The organism is Rhodanobacter sp. MP7CTX1 (assembly GCF_014205795.1).
GTDB lineage: Bacteria > Pseudomonadota > Gammaproteobacteria > Xanthomonadales > Rhodanobacteraceae > Rhodanobacter.
The window spans coordinates 207938-226354 of the sequence record NZ_JACHCN010000003.1; the positions used below are offsets into that span (position 1 = coordinate 207938).

Below are 18417 nucleotides of genomic sequence, written 5' to 3' on the forward strand. Positions count from 1 at the left end.
GCTGCTGAGCTTCGACTCGGCGCTCGCGAGGGGGTTGCGCGCTATCGCAGATGAACCTTGCGGCTTTGCATCGCTGGCCGGTGATGACAGCGCCAGCCGCTTCGGCGATACCCGAGCTGATCAAATTTTAGACAGTGCGCGGAGGGCTTTTCAGTCACTCCAAAACGCCACCGTAAGTTACTGATTAAAAACAACTAAATCCTGTCGCTTTGGTGTCATACGTGTTACACTCAGCGGGTTGATTTCGGGTCGCTTGCGCATGCGCTGGAGGCGCGGCGCCAGCGTCCTTTTTTTCGTTATCAGGGAAGCCGATTCATGGCAGAACTCGCCAAAGAAATCATTCGCGTCAACATCGAAGATGAGATGCGCCAGAGCTATCTCGACTACGCCATGAGCGTGATCGTGGGCCGCGCTCTCCCGGATGTTCGTGATGGTCTGAAACCCGTGCATCGTCGCGTGTTGTTCGCGATGAACGAACTGGGCAACGTCTGGAACAAACCGTACAAGAAATCGGCCCGCGTGGTCGGTGACGTGATCGGTAAATACCATCCGCATGGCGATCAGTCGGTATACGACGCGATCGTGCGCATGGCGCAACCGTTCTCGTTGCGCTATCTGCTGGTCGATGGCCAGGGCAACTTCGGCTCGGTGGATGGCGACAACGCCGCCGCGATGCGATACACCGAGGTGCGCATGTCGCGCCTCACCCACGAACTGCTCGCCGACATCGACAAGGAGACCGTCGACTTCGGTCCTAACTACGATGAGAGCGAGCACGAGCCGCTGGTGTTGCCGGCGCGCGTGCCGAATCTGCTGGTCAACGGTTCGGCCGGTATTGCGGTCGGCATGGCCACCAATATCCCGCCGCACAATCTCAACGAGGTGATCGCCGCGACGATCGCGTTGATCGACGAGCCGACGCTCAGCATCGACGACTTGATGCAGTACATCCCGGGTCCGGATTTCCCGACCTACGGCATCATCAACGGTTCGTCCGGCATCATCGAGGCGTATCGCACCGGTCGTGGTCGCATCCTGGTGCGCGCGAAGGCCGAGGTTGAGACCGAGGCGAATGGTCGCGAGACGATCATCATTCACGAGCTGCCGTACCAGGTGAACAAGGCGCGGCTGATCGAGAAGATCGCCGAGCTGGTCAAGGAAAAGAAACTCGAGGGCATCAGCGAGCTGCGCGATGAGTCCGACAAGGACGGCATGCGCGTCGTCATCGAGATCCGTCGTGACTCGATGGGTGACGTGGTGCTGAACAACCTGTTCCAGCAGACCCAGCTGCAGGTCACGTTCGGCATCAACATGGTGGCATTGCTGGACGGCCAGCCGCGCCTGTTGAACCTCAAGGACATCCTCGAGGCTTTCATCCGCCACCGTCGCGAAGTGGTTACCCGGCGCACGATTTTCGAGCTGCGCAAGGCACGTGCCCGCGCGCATATCCTTGAAGGCTTGACCGTCGCGCTGGCCAACATCGACGAGATGATCGAGCTGATCAAGACCTCGCCATCACCGGCCGAAGCGCGCGAGCGCATGGTTTCACGGCGCTGGGAAGCAGGCTTGGTGCGCTCGTTGCTCTCGGCCACCGGCGCGCATGCGTCGCGGCCCGAGGAGATGGATCCGCGCGATGGCCTGAAAGAAGACGGCTATCAGTTGTCCGAAGCGCAGGCGCTGGAAATCCTGGCGATGCGTCTGCAACGCCTGACCGGGCTGGAGCAGGAAAAGCTTTCCGACGAATACCGGCAGATCCTGGAAACGATCCGTGGCCTGATCGATATCCTGGAAAATCCGGGGCGCCTGCTCGAAGTGATCCGCGGCGAGCTCGAGGCAGTCAAGGCCGAGTTCGGCGATGCACGTCGCACCGAGATCCAGCATTCGCAGGAAGATCTCAACGTGCTTGACCTGATCGCGCCGGAAGACGTGGTGGTCACGCTATCGCACACCGGTTACATCAAGCGTCAGCCGGCCAGCACCTATCGTTCGCAGAAACGCGGCGGCAAGGGCCGTTCGGCATCGACCCTGAAGGACGAGGATTTCGTCGTGCAGCTGTGGGTCGTCAACACGCACGACACCTTGCTCACGTTCACCAGCACGGGTCGCGTCTATTGGTTGAAGGTCTACCAGATGCCGGATGCGGGCCCTGGCGCGCGTGGCAAGCCGATTGTCAACTTGCTCGCGCTGGGTGAGGGCGAGAAAGTGCAGGCGGTATTGCCGGTGCGCGAGTACACCGAAGATCGCTTCGTGTTCTTCGCTACCCGCCAGGGTACGGTGAAGAAGACCCCGCTGACCGAATTCGCGTTCCAGCTGCAGAAGGGCAAGATCGCCATCAAGCTGGACGAGGGCGATGCGCTGGTCAATGTCGCACTCACCGACGGCAACAGCGACATCCTGCTGTTCGCGTCCAACGGCAAGGTCAATCGCTTCGACGAGAACACCGTGCGTTCGATGGGCCGTACCGCCGGCGGCGTGCGTGGCATGCGGCTTGCTGAAGGCGTGAACGTGGTATCGCTGATCGTGGCGGCCGAAGGTGACATCCTGACAGCCACAGCGCGCGGTTACGGCAAACGCACCGAGCTGGCCGAGTTCCCGAAGAAGGGACGTGGCACCCAGGGCGTGATCGGCATCCAGTGCTCCGAGCGCAATGGCGCACTGGTGGCAGCGGCCCAGGTCACTGAGGCACACGAGCTGATGCTGATCTCCAACCAGGGCACGCTGGTGCGTACCCGGGTTGCCGAGGTCTCGCAGCTCAGCCGCAACACCCAGGGCGTCACCCTGATCCGTCTGCCTGCCGACGAAACGCTGGTCAGCGTGATGCGGCTGGATGCGGAAGAAGACAACGGCGACGAGGCTGCCATCGTCGATGTGCCGATGCCAACCGATGGCGAAGGCACAGATACGATCGAGCCAGCGGCTACCGAAGAATAAGCTTGGTGTTGTGCTGAAAGAAAACCCCCGGTCATGCCGGGGGTTTTTCGTTTCAGCGTTGCACGTGTCGTCGAATCGACCGCGCAGAATATCTGTGCGGGAACGTAGGGCTACTTTGAAAAATGAAGAATGCCCGCGACATGGAGCGGATGGTCGCGGAGATTTGAATCCGCGTGCTTCAACAACTGTCGTGCCATTCATTTCCCGCAACAAGAACGATAGCGTGAAGACAACGCGAAAGTGCACGCAAGCGCAATCAGTAACTTCCTGATTTCACGCGCAGCTTTGCCGGAATCAATGCAGATGGCTACAGGCTACGAACGTTTTCACGTTGCCGTCCTGAACATAGTGGTTTTATCGGAGTGTAGGGATCGGCGCCCAATCTTAGGCGCCGATTCACACCGGTTTGAACGACGCCTGCGCAAGCGGCGACGCCGATTCGTTTCAACACCCAAGGAGTTCTCCATGATCAAGCGCATGCTTCCCCTGTTGATTGGACTGTCTGTTTGCGGCGCCGCCCTCGCGCAGGACATGCCTGCGGCCTCGCAGTCGACGACCAGTACCGCGCGTCACACCACCACGGTAACCACGTGGGCGGCGCAACCGCCGACTGGCGGGTCGACCGAGGATGCCGTCAAAACCGCGATCGGCAACGCCGGCTACAAGGAAGTGAAGGACCTGGAGTTCAAGGATGGTGTGTGGCGCAGCAAGGCTCGCGGCGGCAACAAACAGTGGGTGAAACTCGCAGTCGGACCGGTCAACGGAAAGGTGTACGCAGCCGATGCACCTTCCAAACTCAGCAAGGACGAGATCAGCGCCAAGCTGGTTACTGCGGGCTACCAGAACGTCAAGGACGTGAAGTTCGACGAAGGTCTGTGGGCCGCCGAAGCCAAGACTCCGCATGGCGATGACGTCGATCTGCTGGTCGATCCCGACGATGGCAGCGTGGTAGCCAAATCGCGCGATTGATTCATTACGTTCGCGGAGTTCGCGAAGGTCAAAGAGGAGCCCGATGCGATGATCGCATCGGGCTTTTTTGCATCAGCGGTGAACGCTGATAACAGACGCTCAACGCTGAAGTTCGGCCGTTCCGCTTCTATCCTTCATTGCCACTGCGATGAAGCTTGCGGTAGCTCGCTGGCGTCATGCCCATGCGGCGGACGAAAGCGCGGCGCAGGCCGTTCACGTCGGCGTAGCCAGACAACGATGCCACGCGCTTGGGTGGATCTTGCCCTTGCTCAAGCATGCGACGCGCCGACTCCACACGCGCCACCTCGACGAAATCGGCGGGAGTCATGCCAATCTCCTTTTGAAATACGCGCGCGAAGTGGCGCGGACTGAGTCCCGTGCGTGCGGCGAGCGCGGCGACGGAATGATCTGCCTCTGGATGCGCCGTTACCCAGCGTTGTAGTTCCTGCAGCACCAGACGACCGCCCGGTTGAGTATTACCTTGACGACTGAATTGAAGCTGCCCGCCGGGCCGCTTGAAGAACATCACTAACTGATCCGCCACGGCCTTTGCGACTGTTTGTCCGAGATCTTCTTCGACCAGGACCAGCGCGAGGTCCATGCCAGAAGTGACCCCGGCCGATGTACATACAGGTCCATCCCTGACGTAAAACGCGTCCGGCTCGACAATCACATCGGGGAAGTTTTGTTGCAGCTGCGCCGCTATGTTCCAGTGCGTGGTAACTCTTCGGCCATCCAGCAGGCCGGTTGCGGCAAGCATCCACGCCCCACTGCATATCGATCCGTAACGTCGTGCCGAAAGTGCCGCGCGATAGAGCCATGCAAGCATGGTCACCTGGGTGGGAGCATCGGTGATGTGTGGCGCGCCAGCGACCAGCACCGTATCGAAAGACTCCAGTTCGTCGCGAATAGTGCCATCCGGGACAATGCGCACGCCGGACGAACTCTCGATGGCGCGCGACGAGGCCGCGATCACCTTGCACCGGTAAGCGTCAGCACGGCCGCACTGTCGGTTGCCTTCGGCGAACACGTCCAGTGGGCCGGAAACATCCAGCATCTGCACGCCGGGGCATGCCAATAGCGCAATGGTCTTGGTCATGACATTTCGGGTTTGCACGTAAGGTGTCTTGATTGGCGACAAGTTGGCAGTAATTGATACTAGTGTCTTATTACTGCCATCTGCGAATCGTACTCCAATGAACCCACTGAGCGAGGCATTGCGTCAAACGCCAGCGCCCGACCCCTTGGAGGTATCCGTACATGAGCACGACTATTGCCGGCATCCAGATCCCTGATAGCCAGCTGGCACGACAAGCCACTGAACTGGTTCGTGATACCGAAACGGCACTGCTGTATCACCATTCCCGGCGCGTGTTTCTATTTGGTGCGCTTAGCGGAAAGAAGCGAGAGCTGGCGTTCGATCCAGAGCTGCTCTACATCGGCGCGATGTTTCACGACATGGGTCTGATGCCAGCCTACAGCAGCGCCACCGAGCGTTTTGAAGTCGACGGAGCCAACGCATCGCGCGACTTTCTGCGGCGTCACGGAATCGCCGAAGCGTCGATCGATATCGTCTGGGATGCCATCGCACTGCATACGACTCCCGGCATTCCCCAACACAAGAAGGCCGAGGTTGCGCTGGTCACGGCTGGTGTCGAGATGGATGTGCTAGGGCTCGGTTTCGCAACGGTGTCCGATGCAGACCGGCAGCTCGTGGTGGACGCTCATCCGCGTAGCCCGCAGTTCAAAGAGGACATCGTCGAGGCGTTCTACCAGGGCATCAAGCACAAGCCAGACACGACATTTGGCAACGTGAAGTCGGACGTGATGGCGCTGAAGGATCCGCATTTCCACCGAACCAATTTCTGCAGCGTCATCCAGAACTCGGCGTGGCCAGGCTGAGCAGCTTGGGGAAAGCCAAAGTATCCGCTTCAGTTGAGCGTGATCGCAGAAGCTGTCGTGATCCAGCGGGTTCTGCTCGACTCGTCCAGTGAAACGCACGCCAGGGATGGCCCTTGCTATGTCGCGGGAGCAAAGCCCTTCGGCACGTTGATATCGATCCAGCGGGTGATGTACAGCTCAAGCGCCACACGTTCCGGAACCTCGATGCCGGCATCCCGAACGAACGCAGCAGCGGCCTTGATCAATGCTTGCTTCGACTGGCTTGATGCCTGTCGAGCGGCGGCCTGCTTTTGTCGAAGCTGGACAATATGAGGCGAGGGTTGGCCGGGCTTGGCGTACTTCTGATAGCGACGCAGCTCGTCGGCGGCCAGTGCCGTGTCGAATGCAGCCTGCAGCGTGGCCTTCTGGGCTTTTAGCAGATGGATCAGGTTGCCGGTGGCTTTCGTGGGTTCCCCAGTTCCCCCGGAAGTCAGAAGAATGCGGGCAAGCAGCGGGGACAGTGAAGCGCTTGCGATCGGCTGATTGGATTCGCTGATGAGCTCCAGATAATTCAGGAAGCCTGCCTGGGGAAAGGACATCTGCATTGGCATGGGGAACCTGATACGGGGGAACAGGGAGGATACGCCTTCGCAAGCGGGGTACCACGTCGCCCACGGGTTTGTGTCGCACGACATCGCCCTGTGCGTAGGTGAAGAGTGCTGAAAAGCGATCGGGAGGTCCGCGTGGTCCGGCAGGGGACGCCAGCAGCGGTCAGCAGGGCGATGCAGCGCAATGTCTGCTATCGACGAGAGAGATATTCCACGAATGAATCAAGCCGCCGCTGCAGCAGCAGCGGGTCAGGGCAAATTGATTTTCCCTATGGGGTCAACGTTTCGGACGACCAGCCACGCAGACCGCTGTTGTGTCGGCGCGTATGAAGTCGGCCGTCCAATTGGTTTCCCACGCGTGGTTGTCGTACGAAAATGCCTGCTCCCAGCGAGCATGGTCGTGGTCGAGCTTGTTCCACTTGAATCGGACTTTCACAGGGCGGCCATTGTCCTGATCTTCACCGTAGAACTCACCCTGATTGCCGTCGAAGCCGCCCAGCACCGGTGTATCCAACTCGCCATCGTCACTGCTTATCCAGTAGATCGACCACTGGTGTTTCGCCAGATTGAATGTACGCAAGGTCAGGCCGGCCCATCCTTTGGTTGGCACGTAGAGTTCGTCCACGGTGATCATGCCGCCGAGATAGGGCGACATGCAGAGTGTCGCGGGAAAATCCTCCCATTCGTTGCTGCCCACGCCACGCTTCTTCAGGCGATGCTGTTTTATCGTCCATCCGCCGGTGAAGTATTCAAAGTCGTGCACCGTGCCTGTGCGCATGGTCGTATAGCCCGGGGGCAAGGACGTTGCTGACGTGTCCGCGGCTTGCGCCGCGACCGCGTTACCCGCAGCGCAAGCTGCCAACGAGAGCACGAGGACTTTGCGCAAAGTCCATTTGGACGTCTCTTTCAATGTACGAGCCATTGAACAGTCTCCGATCGTGGGATGGAAGGTCACGTGCGGGAGAAGCTAAGCCAGCTAGTGGTTTACCGAAATAGCCACTTTGATGCGATGCGATATAGCCACTTTCAGGTCGATCGCCACGGCTTCTCAGAAACAGGTCTTGAGTTTGCGGATGCCCTCGCGAATTTCGTCTGTGTTGGCCCCGCCGTAGCCGAGAATCAGGCCGCCCCTGGCTGGCGGATTCAAATAGCAGCGGGACAAGGGCCTGGCAGACACACCCACCTTGGCGGCCTTTCTCGCCACCGCTTCATCGTCAACACCATGAGGGAGAAGCGCCACCAGTTGCATGCCTGCTTCAGCGCCAATCACCTCGAGCCGATCTCCCATCTGATTGGCGATGGCCTCCACCAGCGTCGCTCGCCGCTCCATGTACAGCACACGCATTCGACGGATGTGCCGTGCAAAGTGTCCCTCGCGGATGAAGTCAGTCATGACTACCTGATACAGCGTGGAGGAAAACGTATCGGCCGCATCCCGGACGGCGGAAAAGGCCGGCACCAGGTCTTTGGGAACAACCACGTACCCCAGGCGCAAAGAGGGAAACATGACCTTGCTGAAGGTCCCCACATAGATGACCCTCGCGTCGGTATCCAATCCCTGCAGGGACGCAATCGGTCGGCCACCGAATCGGTATTCGCTGTCGTAGTCGTCCTCGATGATCCAGGCGCCGTTGTGCACGGCCCAGCTCAGTAGTTGCATGCGCCGCGTGGCGCTCAGCGTCGTGCCCAGTGGGAATTGGTGTGACGGTGTGACGTAAACCGCATGCGCGGCGCGGCCGCGGCGGATTCCCCACGGCACATCCAGGCCTTCCTGATCTACCGGAACCGGGATCATTTGCGCGCCGGCCGTCGTGAATGCCTGGTGCGCTCCAGGATAGCCGGGCTCCTCCATCCACACCCGTTCCTTGGGATCCAGTAGAACGTGGGCGGCAATCTGCAGGCCCTGTTGGGATCCCGTCGTCACCAGTATCTGCGAAGCGTCGCAGCGGACGGCGCGAACCGCGCCCAGGTATTCGGCGATGGCTTCGCGAAATGGCAGGTAACCCATCGGATCGCCATAGACCATGGTGTCCCGTGGCTGCCGCGAATGCCGATTCACCAGTTTCGACCACACCCCGGCAGGAAAATGGTCGAGCGCCGGAACGCCGACGCGAAATGCCCCCAGGTTGTTCAACCACGATTGTGCGGGGGCGTGCATCAACGCCGCACGCCGCGAGGTTCGACGCGGCGCCGGCTGACCCGCGGTTTCCGACGGGGCACTGCGCGACTTCGTGTTTGCCGGTTTCAATGTCTCGTCGGGTATCGATCGGGCAACGCAGGTGCCGGCGCCAACGAAGGTCTCCAGGTAGCCTTCGGCATACAGCTGCTCGTAGGCGCTCAGCACCGGCACGCGGGATATCTTCAGCTCGGTAGCCAGGTTCCTGGATGACGGTACCCGTTGCCCAGGCCGCAATTGCCCATCGAGGATTGCCCGTCGAAACCAGTCGGACAACTGGTGGTACATCGGCGTCTCGCTTTTCACGTCCAGCGCGATCGGCGGCAGGAAGCTGGCGGAGATGCGTTGCATGCCGGTCAACCCTGAAGTGGCTATATCACATCGTAGCAAAGTGGCTATTTTGGTAAACCACTACGTGGCTTATTTTCTCCCGCACTGACCTTACATCAGCGGGAGGACCATCCAATGGCGGCGTTCAGGAAAATCTGCGCTTACTGCGCGTTTTGCACCATGGGCTTTGTGTTCTGGCCAGGCCACGCTTCCGGACAGACAAGCCCCAGCGGAGCGACCCAAGTCATGCCGACTCAAAGTCCGCAGGCCGCGCAAACAACACAGGGCAACGGGAATGCCACCGTCGCCGGGGGGCGCGATGGCCAGCATGATTTCGACTTCGCCCACGGCAGCTGGAAGACGCATATCCGGCGCCTGCTGCATCCGCTGACGGGCTCCAACACGTGGGTCGAACTCAATGGCACCGTTGTCGTTCGCAATGTGTGGGGCGGTCGCGCCAACCTGGAGGAGATCGAGGCCGATGGCCCAACCGGTCACTTCGAAGGCATGACCCTGTTTCTCTACAACCCCCAGTCGCACCAGTGGAGCCAGACTTTTGCCAGCAGCGACGACGGCACCCTGGAGCAACCTTCGATCGGCGAATTCAAGCAGGGCAGGGGCGAGCTTTTCGATCAGGAAACTTTCAACGGCAGGACCATCCTGGCTCGGGGCGTCTGGTCGGATATCACGCCGAACTCGCACCGCTTTGAACAGGCATTCTCCGATGACGGCGGCAAGACCTGGGAGCCCAACTTCGTTGCAACGCTGACAAGGGAGAGTCAATGAAGGCGAATCGGCGCGGCGCGATGTCTGCGCTTCGCCGCACAGGGATCTTGTTTCTGTGGTGCGTGCTCGGCTATCTCGCGCAGCCTCTTTCGGCAGCGGCACAAACTTCAGAGGTCCTGGCTGGAACGGATCCGGCTGGCGGAATTTCCAGCGACGCCGAGGTACAGACGCCAGCCTCCCTGACCTTGCGCCAGTCGCAGGACGATGCCTGGTGGACAGGGCCCATGCTGGCGAACTCGGCTGGCACATTGCCGCCCGGGCATTTTCTGATCGAGCCGTATATCTACGATGTGGCCTCTGCGCATTCGAACAGCTACGGTTCGCGCGCCTACGTACTCTACGGACTCGCGAATCGGCTGACCGTTGGAATGATTCCCGTCGTGGGCTACAACACGGTGAGCGGTGGCAAAAGCAGCTCAGGCATCGGGCTGGGCGATTTCACCCTGCTGGCGCAGTATCAACTTACCCAGTTTCACGAAGGCAGCTGGGTTCCGACGACCTCCTTCGAGATCCAGGAAACGTTCCCCACCGGGCGATACGATCGGCTGGGCGACCGGCCGACCGACGGCTTCGGCAGCGGTGCCTACACCACGACGTTGCAGCTCAACAGCCAAACATATTTCTGGCTGTCGAACGGCCGCATCCTGCGCATGCGCTTCGATATAGAGCAGGCGTTTTCCAGCCATGCGAGCGTGAACGGCGTCAGTGTCTACGGTACCGATGCCGGGTTTCGCGGGAATGCCAAGCCCGGCAGCGCGTTTTCCGCTGATGCATCGTGGGAGTACAGCGTGACGCAGAACTGGGTGCTGGCCCTCGATCTGACCTATAGCCACGACCGCAACACTTCGGTGACCGGAATCGACATGTCGGATTCCAGCGGCCTGCCGTATCCGTCGAGTGTGCGGCTGAACTCCGGTTCCAGCGTAGCGTTCGGCTTCGCGCCGGCGATCGAATACAACTGGAATTCCAACGTGGGCGTTCTTTTCGGCACCCGCGTGATCGTGGGCGGACACAACACGGTGACCACAGTCACTCCGGCCGTGGCACTCAACATCGTGTATTGAGAACGGTGATCAACATGCTCAGACCTATTACCAATTGTCTCCTCATTTGCAGCCTGATGCTTGTGCTGCAAGCACGGCAGGGATTAGCACACCCGGGCTCGGAGGCGACAAATACAAGTGCTCAGGGTAGCCCCGCGCAGCGCGACGGGCAGCACGATTTCGACTTCCACACAGGTGCCTGGAAAACGCACGTCTCGCGTCTGGTGCATCCCTTGACCGGCTCCACGACCTGGGTCACGTACGAAGGCACGACCGTCGTGCGCAAGGTGTGGAATGGCCGCGCCAATCTGGTGGAGCTTGAGGTCGATGGCAGCGCCGGCCACCTCGAACTTCTATCCTTGCGCCTGTATGACCCGCAAGCCCGCCAATGGAGCCTCAACGTGACCAGTAGCGCCAGTGGTACGATCGGCGTACCCACGATCGGCGAGTTCAAAAACGGACGCGGTGAGTTCTTCGACCGGGAAACACTCAATGGCCGGGCCATCCTGGTCCGCTTTGTGATTTCGGATATCACCTCGAATTCGTGTCATTTTGAACAGGCATTCTCGGACGACGGGGGCAAGACCTGGGAAGTAAACTGGCTAGCCACAGATACTCGTGTTCCATAGGAGGTTTTCCTGATGAAGCTCAACAGTCTGTTTGTCGTTGCCGTTGTTTTCGCCGCCGGGGCCAGCATGCCGGTGCAAGCCGCCTCAGAGATACCGGCATACATCACGGCAGCCGTCGCCGACGCCGGTCGACCGCCCGAAGACAAGGCGCAGGACGCAAATCGCAAGCCAGCCGAAGTTCTGGCTTTCGCCGGCATCAAGCCGGGCGACAAGGTCGTCGACCTGATGCCGGGGTCTGGATACTACACACGCATCTTCAGCAAGATCGTTGGTCCCAAGGGAGTGGTGTATGCACTCCAGCCCGCCGAGATGGACAAGGTTGCACCGAAGCGGCTTCAGAGCCTGAAAACCTTTGCTGGCAAGCGCGGCTATGCAAACGTCGTGATCCTGGTTCAGCCGGTGGCAGCCATTGCCATTCCCGAGCGCGTCGACATGGTTTGGACGTCCCAGAACTACCATGACCTGCACGATCCCTTCATGGATCCAGCGAACATGGCGCGCATCGACAAATCCATCTTTGACGCGCTGAAGCCCGGCGGTATCTTCCTTGTGCTGGACCATGCCGCCACTCCAGGTAGCGGTATCTCGGACACCAATACGCTGCATCGCATCGATCCCGCTGCAGCAAAGATGGAAGTCACCGCAGCCGGCTTCGAACTTGTCGGCGACAGCGACATCCTGCGCAACCCGGATGACAATCACTCGCTGCCGATTTTCGATAAATCGATCAAAGGCAAAACCGACAAATTCATCGAGAAATTCCGCAAGCCGATGCAATAGCGTGCATGAGCCGATTGAGATAGCCATTGGATGCGACCTCAATCGATCAGTACCGTGGCGTGATCGTGCATACACGCGCCCCATGGTATGCATGGCAGCCAGACTAGTCCGGCTGCCCAGGCCGCCTTTGCGTGTATCCGCTCAGATTCGGGAGAGCCGACATGATCAGCAAGAACACGATTTGTCTCTGGTACGACGGCACCGCGTCGGACGCTGCAACGTTCTACGCTGAAACGTTCCCTGACAGCACGGTGAAAGTCGTCCATCGCGCGCCCGGTGACTATCCCGCAGGCAAGCAGGGCGATGTCCTGACGGTCGAGTTCACCGTGATGGGCATCCCTTGTCTCGGCTTGAATGGGGGCTCTGCATTCAAACACAGCGAGGCTTTCTCGTTTCAGGTGGCGACCGACGACCAGGCCGAAACCGACCGCTTGTGGAACGCGATCGTTGGAAACGGCGGCCAGGAAAGCCAATGCGGCTGGTGCAAGGACAAGTGGGGGCTGTCATGGCAGATCACGCCACGCGCCCTGGTGGCCGCGATCAGCGATCCTGATCCAGCGGCAGCCAAGCGCGCCTTCGAAGCCATGATGGGAATGAAGAAGATCGACATCGCTGCGATCGAGGCCGCTCGGCGAGGCTAGAGCCCCCGGACGCTAGCCTTCGTGGCCGCGAGCGCTTGTCTGTGGTGCCCAGTAACGACCGCTGAGGGTCGGTAGTGGAGGATATCCCGAGGTTGCCGCTTGACCGTCTGCCGCGCAAGGACTGCTTGCGGCCAGAAGCCGAAGTTAGATGCCCTTGCTGTTCCCGAGGCAGTGACAAAGGGGCATCGAACATCGGCGCAAGGTGACTACTTAGTCGGCCTCTGGGCCAAGGCAGCCGTCGGTATGATGTTCAAAGTTATCGTGTGGAAAGCAGCGCCTCAGCTCGACAACTGCGCCATCGTAGCCCGCAAGCGCGGATCTCTTAAGCCAATAATAAGCTCGCCGTTGAGAGGTCGGATCATTGCTGACACGTAAGATGTTGTATTCGTCGAATTGCGATGCTGGGTACCCATTTTCAGCCGCAATTAACGCCCAATATTTCCATCTTGCATCGTAGTTTTTCTCGTAGCGAAAGTAATCACTTAGTAGCGAAGCAGCTACCGCATCGCCCATTGATGCATCGACTGAGAGCTGTTCGACGCTAGAAGTGAGTTCCACTGGAGCCGCACCAACCTTCGACACACCTCCGTGTGGAATTGGCGCGGCGGCGGCCGCCTGAAAAGCAAAGACAAACAACCACAAACCGTGCATCTCAATCTCCCCCAATCTAACGAATTCCAGGGATTGTGTGCGCCGACGAAACGTTAGCTTCGGGTCCTGGCTGTGTGAAAACGCGGAGCTGCCCTGAAGCATGTGCCTCCTACGCGAATTCTGGACAACCTACCGAACGTCAGAGCCTCAGAATTGAATCTGCGCGCCCTAATTTGAGCAAATCTTGATCGGCCTCAAGCGCGCATTTGCGTTTTCACACAGCCTCGGTCGGGAGCGAACATCACCCTAAGTCAATATGACTTCTCCGAACTAACCTTCTGGCCACTAATTCGATCTGCCTGTTGCCGCAAGAAGTACCAGACTACAAGCTCCGAGTTGCCCTTTTCTCCAACGAGTGACTTGCTCCAGGCGGCCGTCCATGTTGGTGAACTACGTAGCTCTAGCAGATCATGTTCTGCTTGCTTGCGCGTCGGAACTTGCACGGTACCCGTTCGGAATGTGCCCATTGCTTCGCAGGCTTGGAGATAGTGACGGGGGGATTCCGCCATTCCCCCAAGGATGTAGCTGTCACTCAAGACGAAATACGACGCGCCGGCATTGACCACGGGAAACAATGGCCAGTCTCGTTTGCGATCAAAGCGATCCTCGACGTACGCGAGCCCTCCGTAACCTGGAGGCCGCTGCGAAGACCCAATTTTTGCCGGCCAAAGAATTATGCACATCCAACTTACTCTGTGAGCAAGTTCCTCATTGCTCAACATTCCAGCCTTCATCTCCGGGCTAAATAAATCGTTGGGAGACAAAGCCTCAAGCTCTGCTTTAGTCCTTTCTTCGCCGACAGCCACATAGTGATTCACCGCTTCCGCAATCATAGCTGCGTCAAATTTCTTCACGCGGAATAGTTCCGGATCACCGGCAACCGCCGCTTCACACACCGCCATAAGCGAGCATGCAAGTAATAAAGAGCTCATCGCTGTTCTTGTTCTCACGGCAACGAACATTGCTCCCCCGACTTCCAGAGCCTGATGCTGGCCCCACAAATTCGATTGCTGGAAACTTCCGCTTTGGGTGGCGATTTCAGCCGATCGGTGCAACACACTGACGACTGCTTAAGCAGCAGGAGTGTTGCACATGACGCATCGGACGAGAATCTACTGTGCGAAAGGCTAATCGTCCCGTGTGCGGGGCATGGGCAGCGAGGTGAATTCAGTGTCTTTCAAAAGAATGAAGTCACGGGATGCCCAGCTTCACTGTTGAAAAGCCCCCGGCTTAACCAGCCCTGCGGCTGTTGATGGCCGCAGGAATGACGACAGTTCTCAGAGAAGCCTTAGTGACCGATCGATGCCAGCATGGCTTCCGCACTCGAAACGCGAAACTCGCCGGGCGCTTCGAGGTGCAGTTGGTGCACGATGCCGTCTTCGGCGTATAGCGCGAACCGACGTGTGCGCTGACCCATGCCGAAGGGAGTGCCGTCGAGTTCCAGGCCCAGTGCGCGGGTGAAGCTTGCGTTGCCGTCGGCGAGCATGAGCAGGTCGGCGGGGACGTGCTGGGAGGCGGCCCATGCTTGCATGACGTAGGCATCGTTGACGGCCAGGCACATCACCGTGATGCCGCGTTCATTGAACTCGGCATTGTGCTGAACGTAGCCGGGCAGATGTTTGTTCGAGCAGGTCGGCGTGAATGCGCCGGGTACGCCGAACAGCACCACTTTTTTCCCGGCGAACAGCTCACCGGTGTGGCGGGCTTGTGCTTCGCCGCCGACGACTTGAATGGAGGTGTCGGGAATCATGCTGCCGGGCTGGATGGTCATTCAGAGTGGCACTCGGGTGGGGGAATCTGAACATGCTAAGCCGCCAGATCGTGTCTGTCGCCTTGAATCGTCCGCGGGCGCACCTATTTTCTGTCACAGGCGGTGATTGCACCGCAATCCATTCTAGGAGACAGCAAGATGCATATGGGTCGTCATTCCATCTGGAACAGCAGCAACCATTTGCCCGAGGAAGTCCGGCAGGCATTCGATCGATTCCTGCAGCCGCAGGAGAGCGATGCCTCCGGCGCCGTGACCAGCCAATGGGCACCGCGGGTGGACATCCGTGAGGATGAGCAGCGTTTCGTGATCCTTGCCGATATCCCGGGCGTGGATCCGGCGCAGATCGAGGTAAGCATGGACAAGGGTGTGCTTACCCTCAAGGGTGAACGCGATGCCGGCCACAGCGGCCAGGATGGCAAGTTCACCCGGGTGGAACGCTCACGTGGTGCATTCCACCGCCGCTTTACATTGCCGGACAGCGCTGATGCCGAAGGCATTACGGCCCATGGCAAGCTCGGTGTGCTGGAAATCGTGATACCGAAGAAAGCGCTGGAAGCGCCGCGACGCATTACCATCAACAGCGGCCACTGAGCCGAGGTAGGTTGCAGGACTCCCCGCGGCGGATAATCATCCGCCGCGGGTTTGCGTGTGTTGGGGAGTGGTGGCAGTGGAATTCAAAGACTATTACGACATTCTTGGCGTAAAGCCTGATGCGACCGAGGCCGAGATCAAATCGGCCTATCGCAAGTTGGCGCGCAAGTACCACCCTGATAAGAATAAAGACTCGGGTGCGGAAGAGAAATTCAAGGCCATCAACGAGGCCAACGAAGTGCTCAAGGACGCCGAGAAGCGCCGATCCTACGATCAGGTGCGCGCCGGTGGCTATCGACAGGGTGAGCAGTTCCGCCCACCACCGGGGTGGCATGGGCAGGAGCAGGGTTTCGGTGGCGACGGCGACGGGGATTTCAGCGATTTCTTCGAGAGTCTGTTTGGCCGGGGTGCGGGTGGTGGCCAGCGCGGCGGGCATCCGCGTCCACGACGTGGACACGACATCCAGGCGCAGGTACAGATTGACCTGCAGACCGCGTTCGATGGCGGCCAGACCCGTCTCTCAATGCAAGACTCGTCAAGCGCCGAACGTGTGCTGCAGGTAAAGATTCCGGCCGGCATCAAGCCCGGGCAGGTGATTCGTCTGTCCGGGCAGGGGCATCCGGGCATGTCCGGTGGACCGAATGGCGACCTGTTGCTGGAAGTGGGCGTTCGCGACGATGCGCGCTTCCGTCTGGACGGCCGCAACGTGGTGCACGTGCTGCCGATCTCGCCGTGGGAGGCAGCGCTCGGTGCTACCGTTCCGGTGCCGACACTGGCTGGCACGGTGGATCTGCGCATACCGGCCGGTTCGCAATCGGGCCGCAAGCTGCGCCTGAAAGGCCGCGGCATGCCGGGCGCGCATCCGGGTGACCAGCTGGTGGAGCTGTCGATTCGCGCGCCGGTGGCGGAGAGCGACACTCAGCGCGCCGCTTACGAGTCGTTGCGTGATGAATTCGCTGACTATGATCCGCGCCGGTGATCGATGCCGGCGTGTGAATGACGTCCGCGTATGAAACACCACAAACGAAGACGGCGCCCATGGGCGCCGTCTTCGTGAATGCGGACTGCCGCGGGATCAGCCCGGCAGAAACTCCTGCAACGCCTTGACCAGTTCTTCTTCCTTGATCGGCTTCGTCACATAGGCCTTGGCACCCTGGCGCATGCCCCAGACCTTGTCGGTTTCCTGATCCTTGGTGGTCACCAGGATGATCGGGATATGTGCGGTGTCCGGATTCTTGCTGATCGTGCGCGTGGCCTGAAACCCGTTGAGGTTCGGCATCACGACATCCATCAGGATCAGGTCGGGCTTTTCCAGCTTCGCCACCTCGACACCGGCGGCACCATCTTCGGCAGAGAGGGTCTCATGCCCGAGTTTTTCGACGATCCGCTTGATGCCCAGCAGTTGGGACGGCGAATCGTCGACGATCAGGATGCGTGCCATAAGTGGATATTCCCCAGCGAGTTTTGTTGATTCTAAGCGGTGGCGGCGGTACTTCCAAGCACGGTTTTGTCAAAGCGTGCTATCGATGCGTACTATCGTGCGGCCGAACGAGTCGCCGGCCAGCATACGCACGAATACGTCGGGCAGCTCAGCCAGTGTGACTTCGCGCGTGGCAATGCGCTCAAGATGTTGCGGTTTCCAGTCGCTGGCCAAACGCCGCCAGACTTCATCGCGGATGTCGCGGGCGGTGCCGGCCGTGGCAATGCCAAGCAGGCTGGCGCCGCGGATGATGAACGGCATGACGGTACTGTCGAACGCGATGCCGCCGGCATTGCCGCAGATCGCTACATTGCCGTAGGGCGCGATCAACGGCAGCAGGCCGGCGAGCATCGCGCCGCCCACGCTATCCAGCGCACCGCCGAAACGCGTCGAGTCCATCGGCTTGCCGCTGAAGGCGAGCTGGTGGCGGTCGATGCATTGGCTGGCGCCGAGACCGCGCAGAAAATCGAAATGATCGGCCTTGCCGCTGATCGCATGCACCTCGTAACCGGCGCGGCTGAAGATGTCGATCGCCAGCATCCCCACGCCGCCACTGGCGCCGGTTACCGCGAGCGGACCCAGGGCAGGGGTCTGCCGGTTGTCCTGCATGCGCAACAGGCCCAGCGCGGCGGTGAAGCCGGCGGTCCCGAGGATCATGCTCTCGCGCAGACTCAGGCCGGATGGCAAGGGTATGGTCCAGCGCGCTTCCAGCCGCGCGTACTCGCCGTAGCCGCCGTCGCGTGTCTCGGACAGGCCCGAGCCAGTGCACAGCACGGCGTCGCCTTCCTTGAACGCCGGGTCAGCGGAGGCAACAACATGACCGGCCACGTCGATACCGCCGTTCAGCGGATACTTTCGCAGGATCTTGCCCTTGCCGGTACCGGCAAGCGCGTCCTTGAAGTTGACGGATGAATACGCCGTCTTGATCAGCACTTCGCCGGTCGACAGCGCATCGACACTGATCGACTCCATTCCGCTGCGGTAACCGGCGTCGTCGTTGTGAATGCGAAACGCTTGAAACTCGTTCATGTCGAATCCTCCGAATGGAAACGTGCTGCAGCTTGGACCCTGTTGGGGAGGGGCCTTTGACGTTGTGGTCAAGAGCGACCCCACCCCAACCCTCCCCTGTTCCAGGGGAGGGAGCACTGCC

At 59.9% G+C, this 18417-nt stretch carries 19 protein-coding genes; 10 read left to right on the forward strand and 9 right to left on the reverse strand.

From position 1 onward, the window contains the following. The first annotated feature begins 315 nt into the window (after window positions 1-315). Together gyrA and HDE77_RS05790 are read left to right on the forward strand one after the other, a co-directional pair. Window positions 316-2931, forward strand: a complete 2616-nt coding sequence (gyrA, locus tag HDE77_RS05785; protein ID WP_184416207.1) for a DNA gyrase subunit A — start codon at window positions 316-318, stop codon at window positions 2929-2931. A 465-nt stretch (window positions 2932-3396) separates the two neighbouring features. Next, window positions 3397-3900 carry a PepSY domain-containing protein gene (locus HDE77_RS05790; RefSeq protein WP_184416208.1) on the forward strand — a complete coding sequence of 168 codons (504 nt, stop codon included), beginning with the start codon at window positions 3397-3399 and terminating at the stop codon, window positions 3898-3900. 127 nt (window positions 3901-4027) lie between these two features. Here the strand turns inward: HDE77_RS05790 and HDE77_RS05795 are convergent, their stop codons facing one another. Further along, window positions 4028-4999, reverse strand: a complete 972-nt coding sequence (locus HDE77_RS05795) for a GlxA family transcriptional regulator (protein ID WP_184416209.1) — start codon at window positions 4997-4999, stop codon at window positions 4028-4030. A gap of 161 nt (window positions 5000-5160) precedes the next feature. On the opposite strand from HDE77_RS05795, the gene HDE77_RS05800 reads away from it, so the two are divergent. Then, window positions 5161-5802, forward strand: a complete 642-nt coding sequence (locus tag HDE77_RS05800) for an HD domain-containing protein (RefSeq protein ID WP_184416210.1) — start codon at window positions 5161-5163, stop codon at window positions 5800-5802. 116 nt (window positions 5803-5918) lie between these two features. Here HDE77_RS05800 and HDE77_RS05805 read toward each other — a convergent pair whose 3' ends face one another. The 3 genes from HDE77_RS05805 to HDE77_RS05815 form a co-directional block, all read right to left on the reverse strand. After that, window positions 5919-6380 carry a hypothetical protein gene (locus tag HDE77_RS05805; protein ID WP_184416211.1) on the reverse strand — a complete coding sequence of 154 codons (462 nt, stop codon included), beginning with the start codon at window positions 6378-6380 and terminating at the stop codon, window positions 5919-5921. Window positions 6381-6666: 286 nt separating this feature from the next. Next, window positions 6667-7311: a hypothetical protein gene (locus HDE77_RS05810; protein ID WP_221444137.1), complete on the reverse strand. Its 645-nt coding sequence runs from the start codon at window positions 7309-7311 to the stop codon at window positions 6667-6669. Between the two features lie 126 nt (window positions 7312-7437). Next, entirely contained in the window at window positions 7438-8916 is a 1479-nt protein-coding gene (locus HDE77_RS05815; protein ID WP_184416212.1) for a PLP-dependent aminotransferase family protein, read from the reverse strand. A gap of 225 nt (window positions 8917-9141) precedes the next feature. Here HDE77_RS05815 and HDE77_RS05820 point away from each other — a divergent pair, with 225 nt between their 5' ends. The 5 genes from HDE77_RS05820 to HDE77_RS05840 all read left to right on the forward strand — a co-directional run bounded on the left by HDE77_RS05820 (window position 9142) and on the right by HDE77_RS05840 (window position 12774). After that, window positions 9142-9681, forward strand: coding sequence for a hypothetical protein (locus HDE77_RS05820; RefSeq protein WP_184416213.1), 540 nt, complete (start codon window positions 9142-9144; stop codon window positions 9679-9681). Continuing rightward, window positions 9678-10745, forward strand: a complete 1068-nt coding sequence (locus HDE77_RS05825; RefSeq protein ID WP_184416214.1) for a transporter — start codon at window positions 9678-9680, stop codon at window positions 10743-10745. The genes HDE77_RS05820 and HDE77_RS05825 overlap by 4 nt, the downstream gene beginning before the upstream one ends. 14 nt (window positions 10746-10759) lie before the next feature. Next, window positions 10760-11353: a hypothetical protein gene (locus HDE77_RS05830; RefSeq protein WP_184416354.1), complete on the forward strand. Its 594-nt coding sequence runs from the start codon at window positions 10760-10762 to the stop codon at window positions 11351-11353. Between the two features lie 12 nt (window positions 11354-11365). Continuing rightward, window positions 11366-12133 carry a class I SAM-dependent methyltransferase gene (locus HDE77_RS05835; protein ID WP_184416215.1) on the forward strand — a complete coding sequence of 256 codons (768 nt, stop codon included), beginning with the start codon at window positions 11366-11368 and terminating at the stop codon, window positions 12131-12133. Window positions 12134-12294: 161 nt separating this feature from the next. Beyond that, entirely contained in the window at window positions 12295-12774 is a 480-nt protein-coding gene (locus HDE77_RS05840) for a VOC family protein (RefSeq protein WP_184416216.1), read from the forward strand. Between the two features lie 210 nt (window positions 12775-12984). On the opposite strand, the gene HDE77_RS05845 is transcribed toward HDE77_RS05840, so the two are convergent. From HDE77_RS05845 to HDE77_RS05855, 3 genes are all read right to left on the reverse strand, one after another. Next, window positions 12985-13425 (reverse strand): hypothetical protein, encoded by a 441-nt coding sequence (locus HDE77_RS05845; protein WP_184416217.1) that lies wholly within the window; start codon window positions 13423-13425, stop codon window positions 12985-12987. Window positions 13426-13676: 251 nt separating this feature from the next. Then, window positions 13677-14483 carry a hypothetical protein gene (locus HDE77_RS05850; RefSeq protein WP_184416218.1) on the reverse strand — a complete coding sequence of 269 codons (807 nt, stop codon included), beginning with the start codon at window positions 14481-14483 and terminating at the stop codon, window positions 13677-13679. A 230-nt stretch (window positions 14484-14713) separates the two neighbouring features. Continuing rightward, window positions 14714-15196, reverse strand: coding sequence for a peroxiredoxin (locus HDE77_RS05855; protein WP_184416219.1), 483 nt, complete (start codon window positions 15194-15196; stop codon window positions 14714-14716). A gap of 138 nt (window positions 15197-15334) precedes the next feature. Between HDE77_RS05855 and HDE77_RS05860 the strand changes: the two genes are divergently transcribed. Both HDE77_RS05860 and HDE77_RS05865 read left to right on the forward strand, forming a co-directional pair. Continuing rightward, window positions 15335-15787, forward strand: a complete 453-nt coding sequence (locus HDE77_RS05860; RefSeq protein WP_184416220.1) for an Hsp20/alpha crystallin family protein — start codon at window positions 15335-15337, stop codon at window positions 15785-15787. A gap of 76 nt (window positions 15788-15863) precedes the next feature. Further along, window positions 15864-16766 carry a DnaJ C-terminal domain-containing protein gene (locus tag HDE77_RS05865; RefSeq protein WP_184416221.1) on the forward strand — a complete coding sequence of 301 codons (903 nt, stop codon included), beginning with the start codon at window positions 15864-15866 and terminating at the stop codon, window positions 16764-16766. A gap of 96 nt (window positions 16767-16862) precedes the next feature. On the opposite strand, the gene pilH is transcribed toward HDE77_RS05865, so the two are convergent. Continuing rightward, entirely contained in the window at window positions 16863-17228 is a 366-nt protein-coding gene (gene pilH, locus HDE77_RS05870) for a twitching motility response regulator PilH (protein WP_184416222.1), read from the reverse strand. Between the two features lie 69 nt (window positions 17229-17297). Beyond that, the gene (locus tag HDE77_RS05875; protein ID WP_184416223.1) at window positions 17298-18296 is read right to left on the reverse strand and encodes an acryloyl-CoA reductase; all 999 of its coding nucleotides are present in this window, start codon (window positions 18294-18296) and stop codon (window positions 17298-17300) included. Window positions 18297-18417 lie beyond the last annotated feature (121 nt).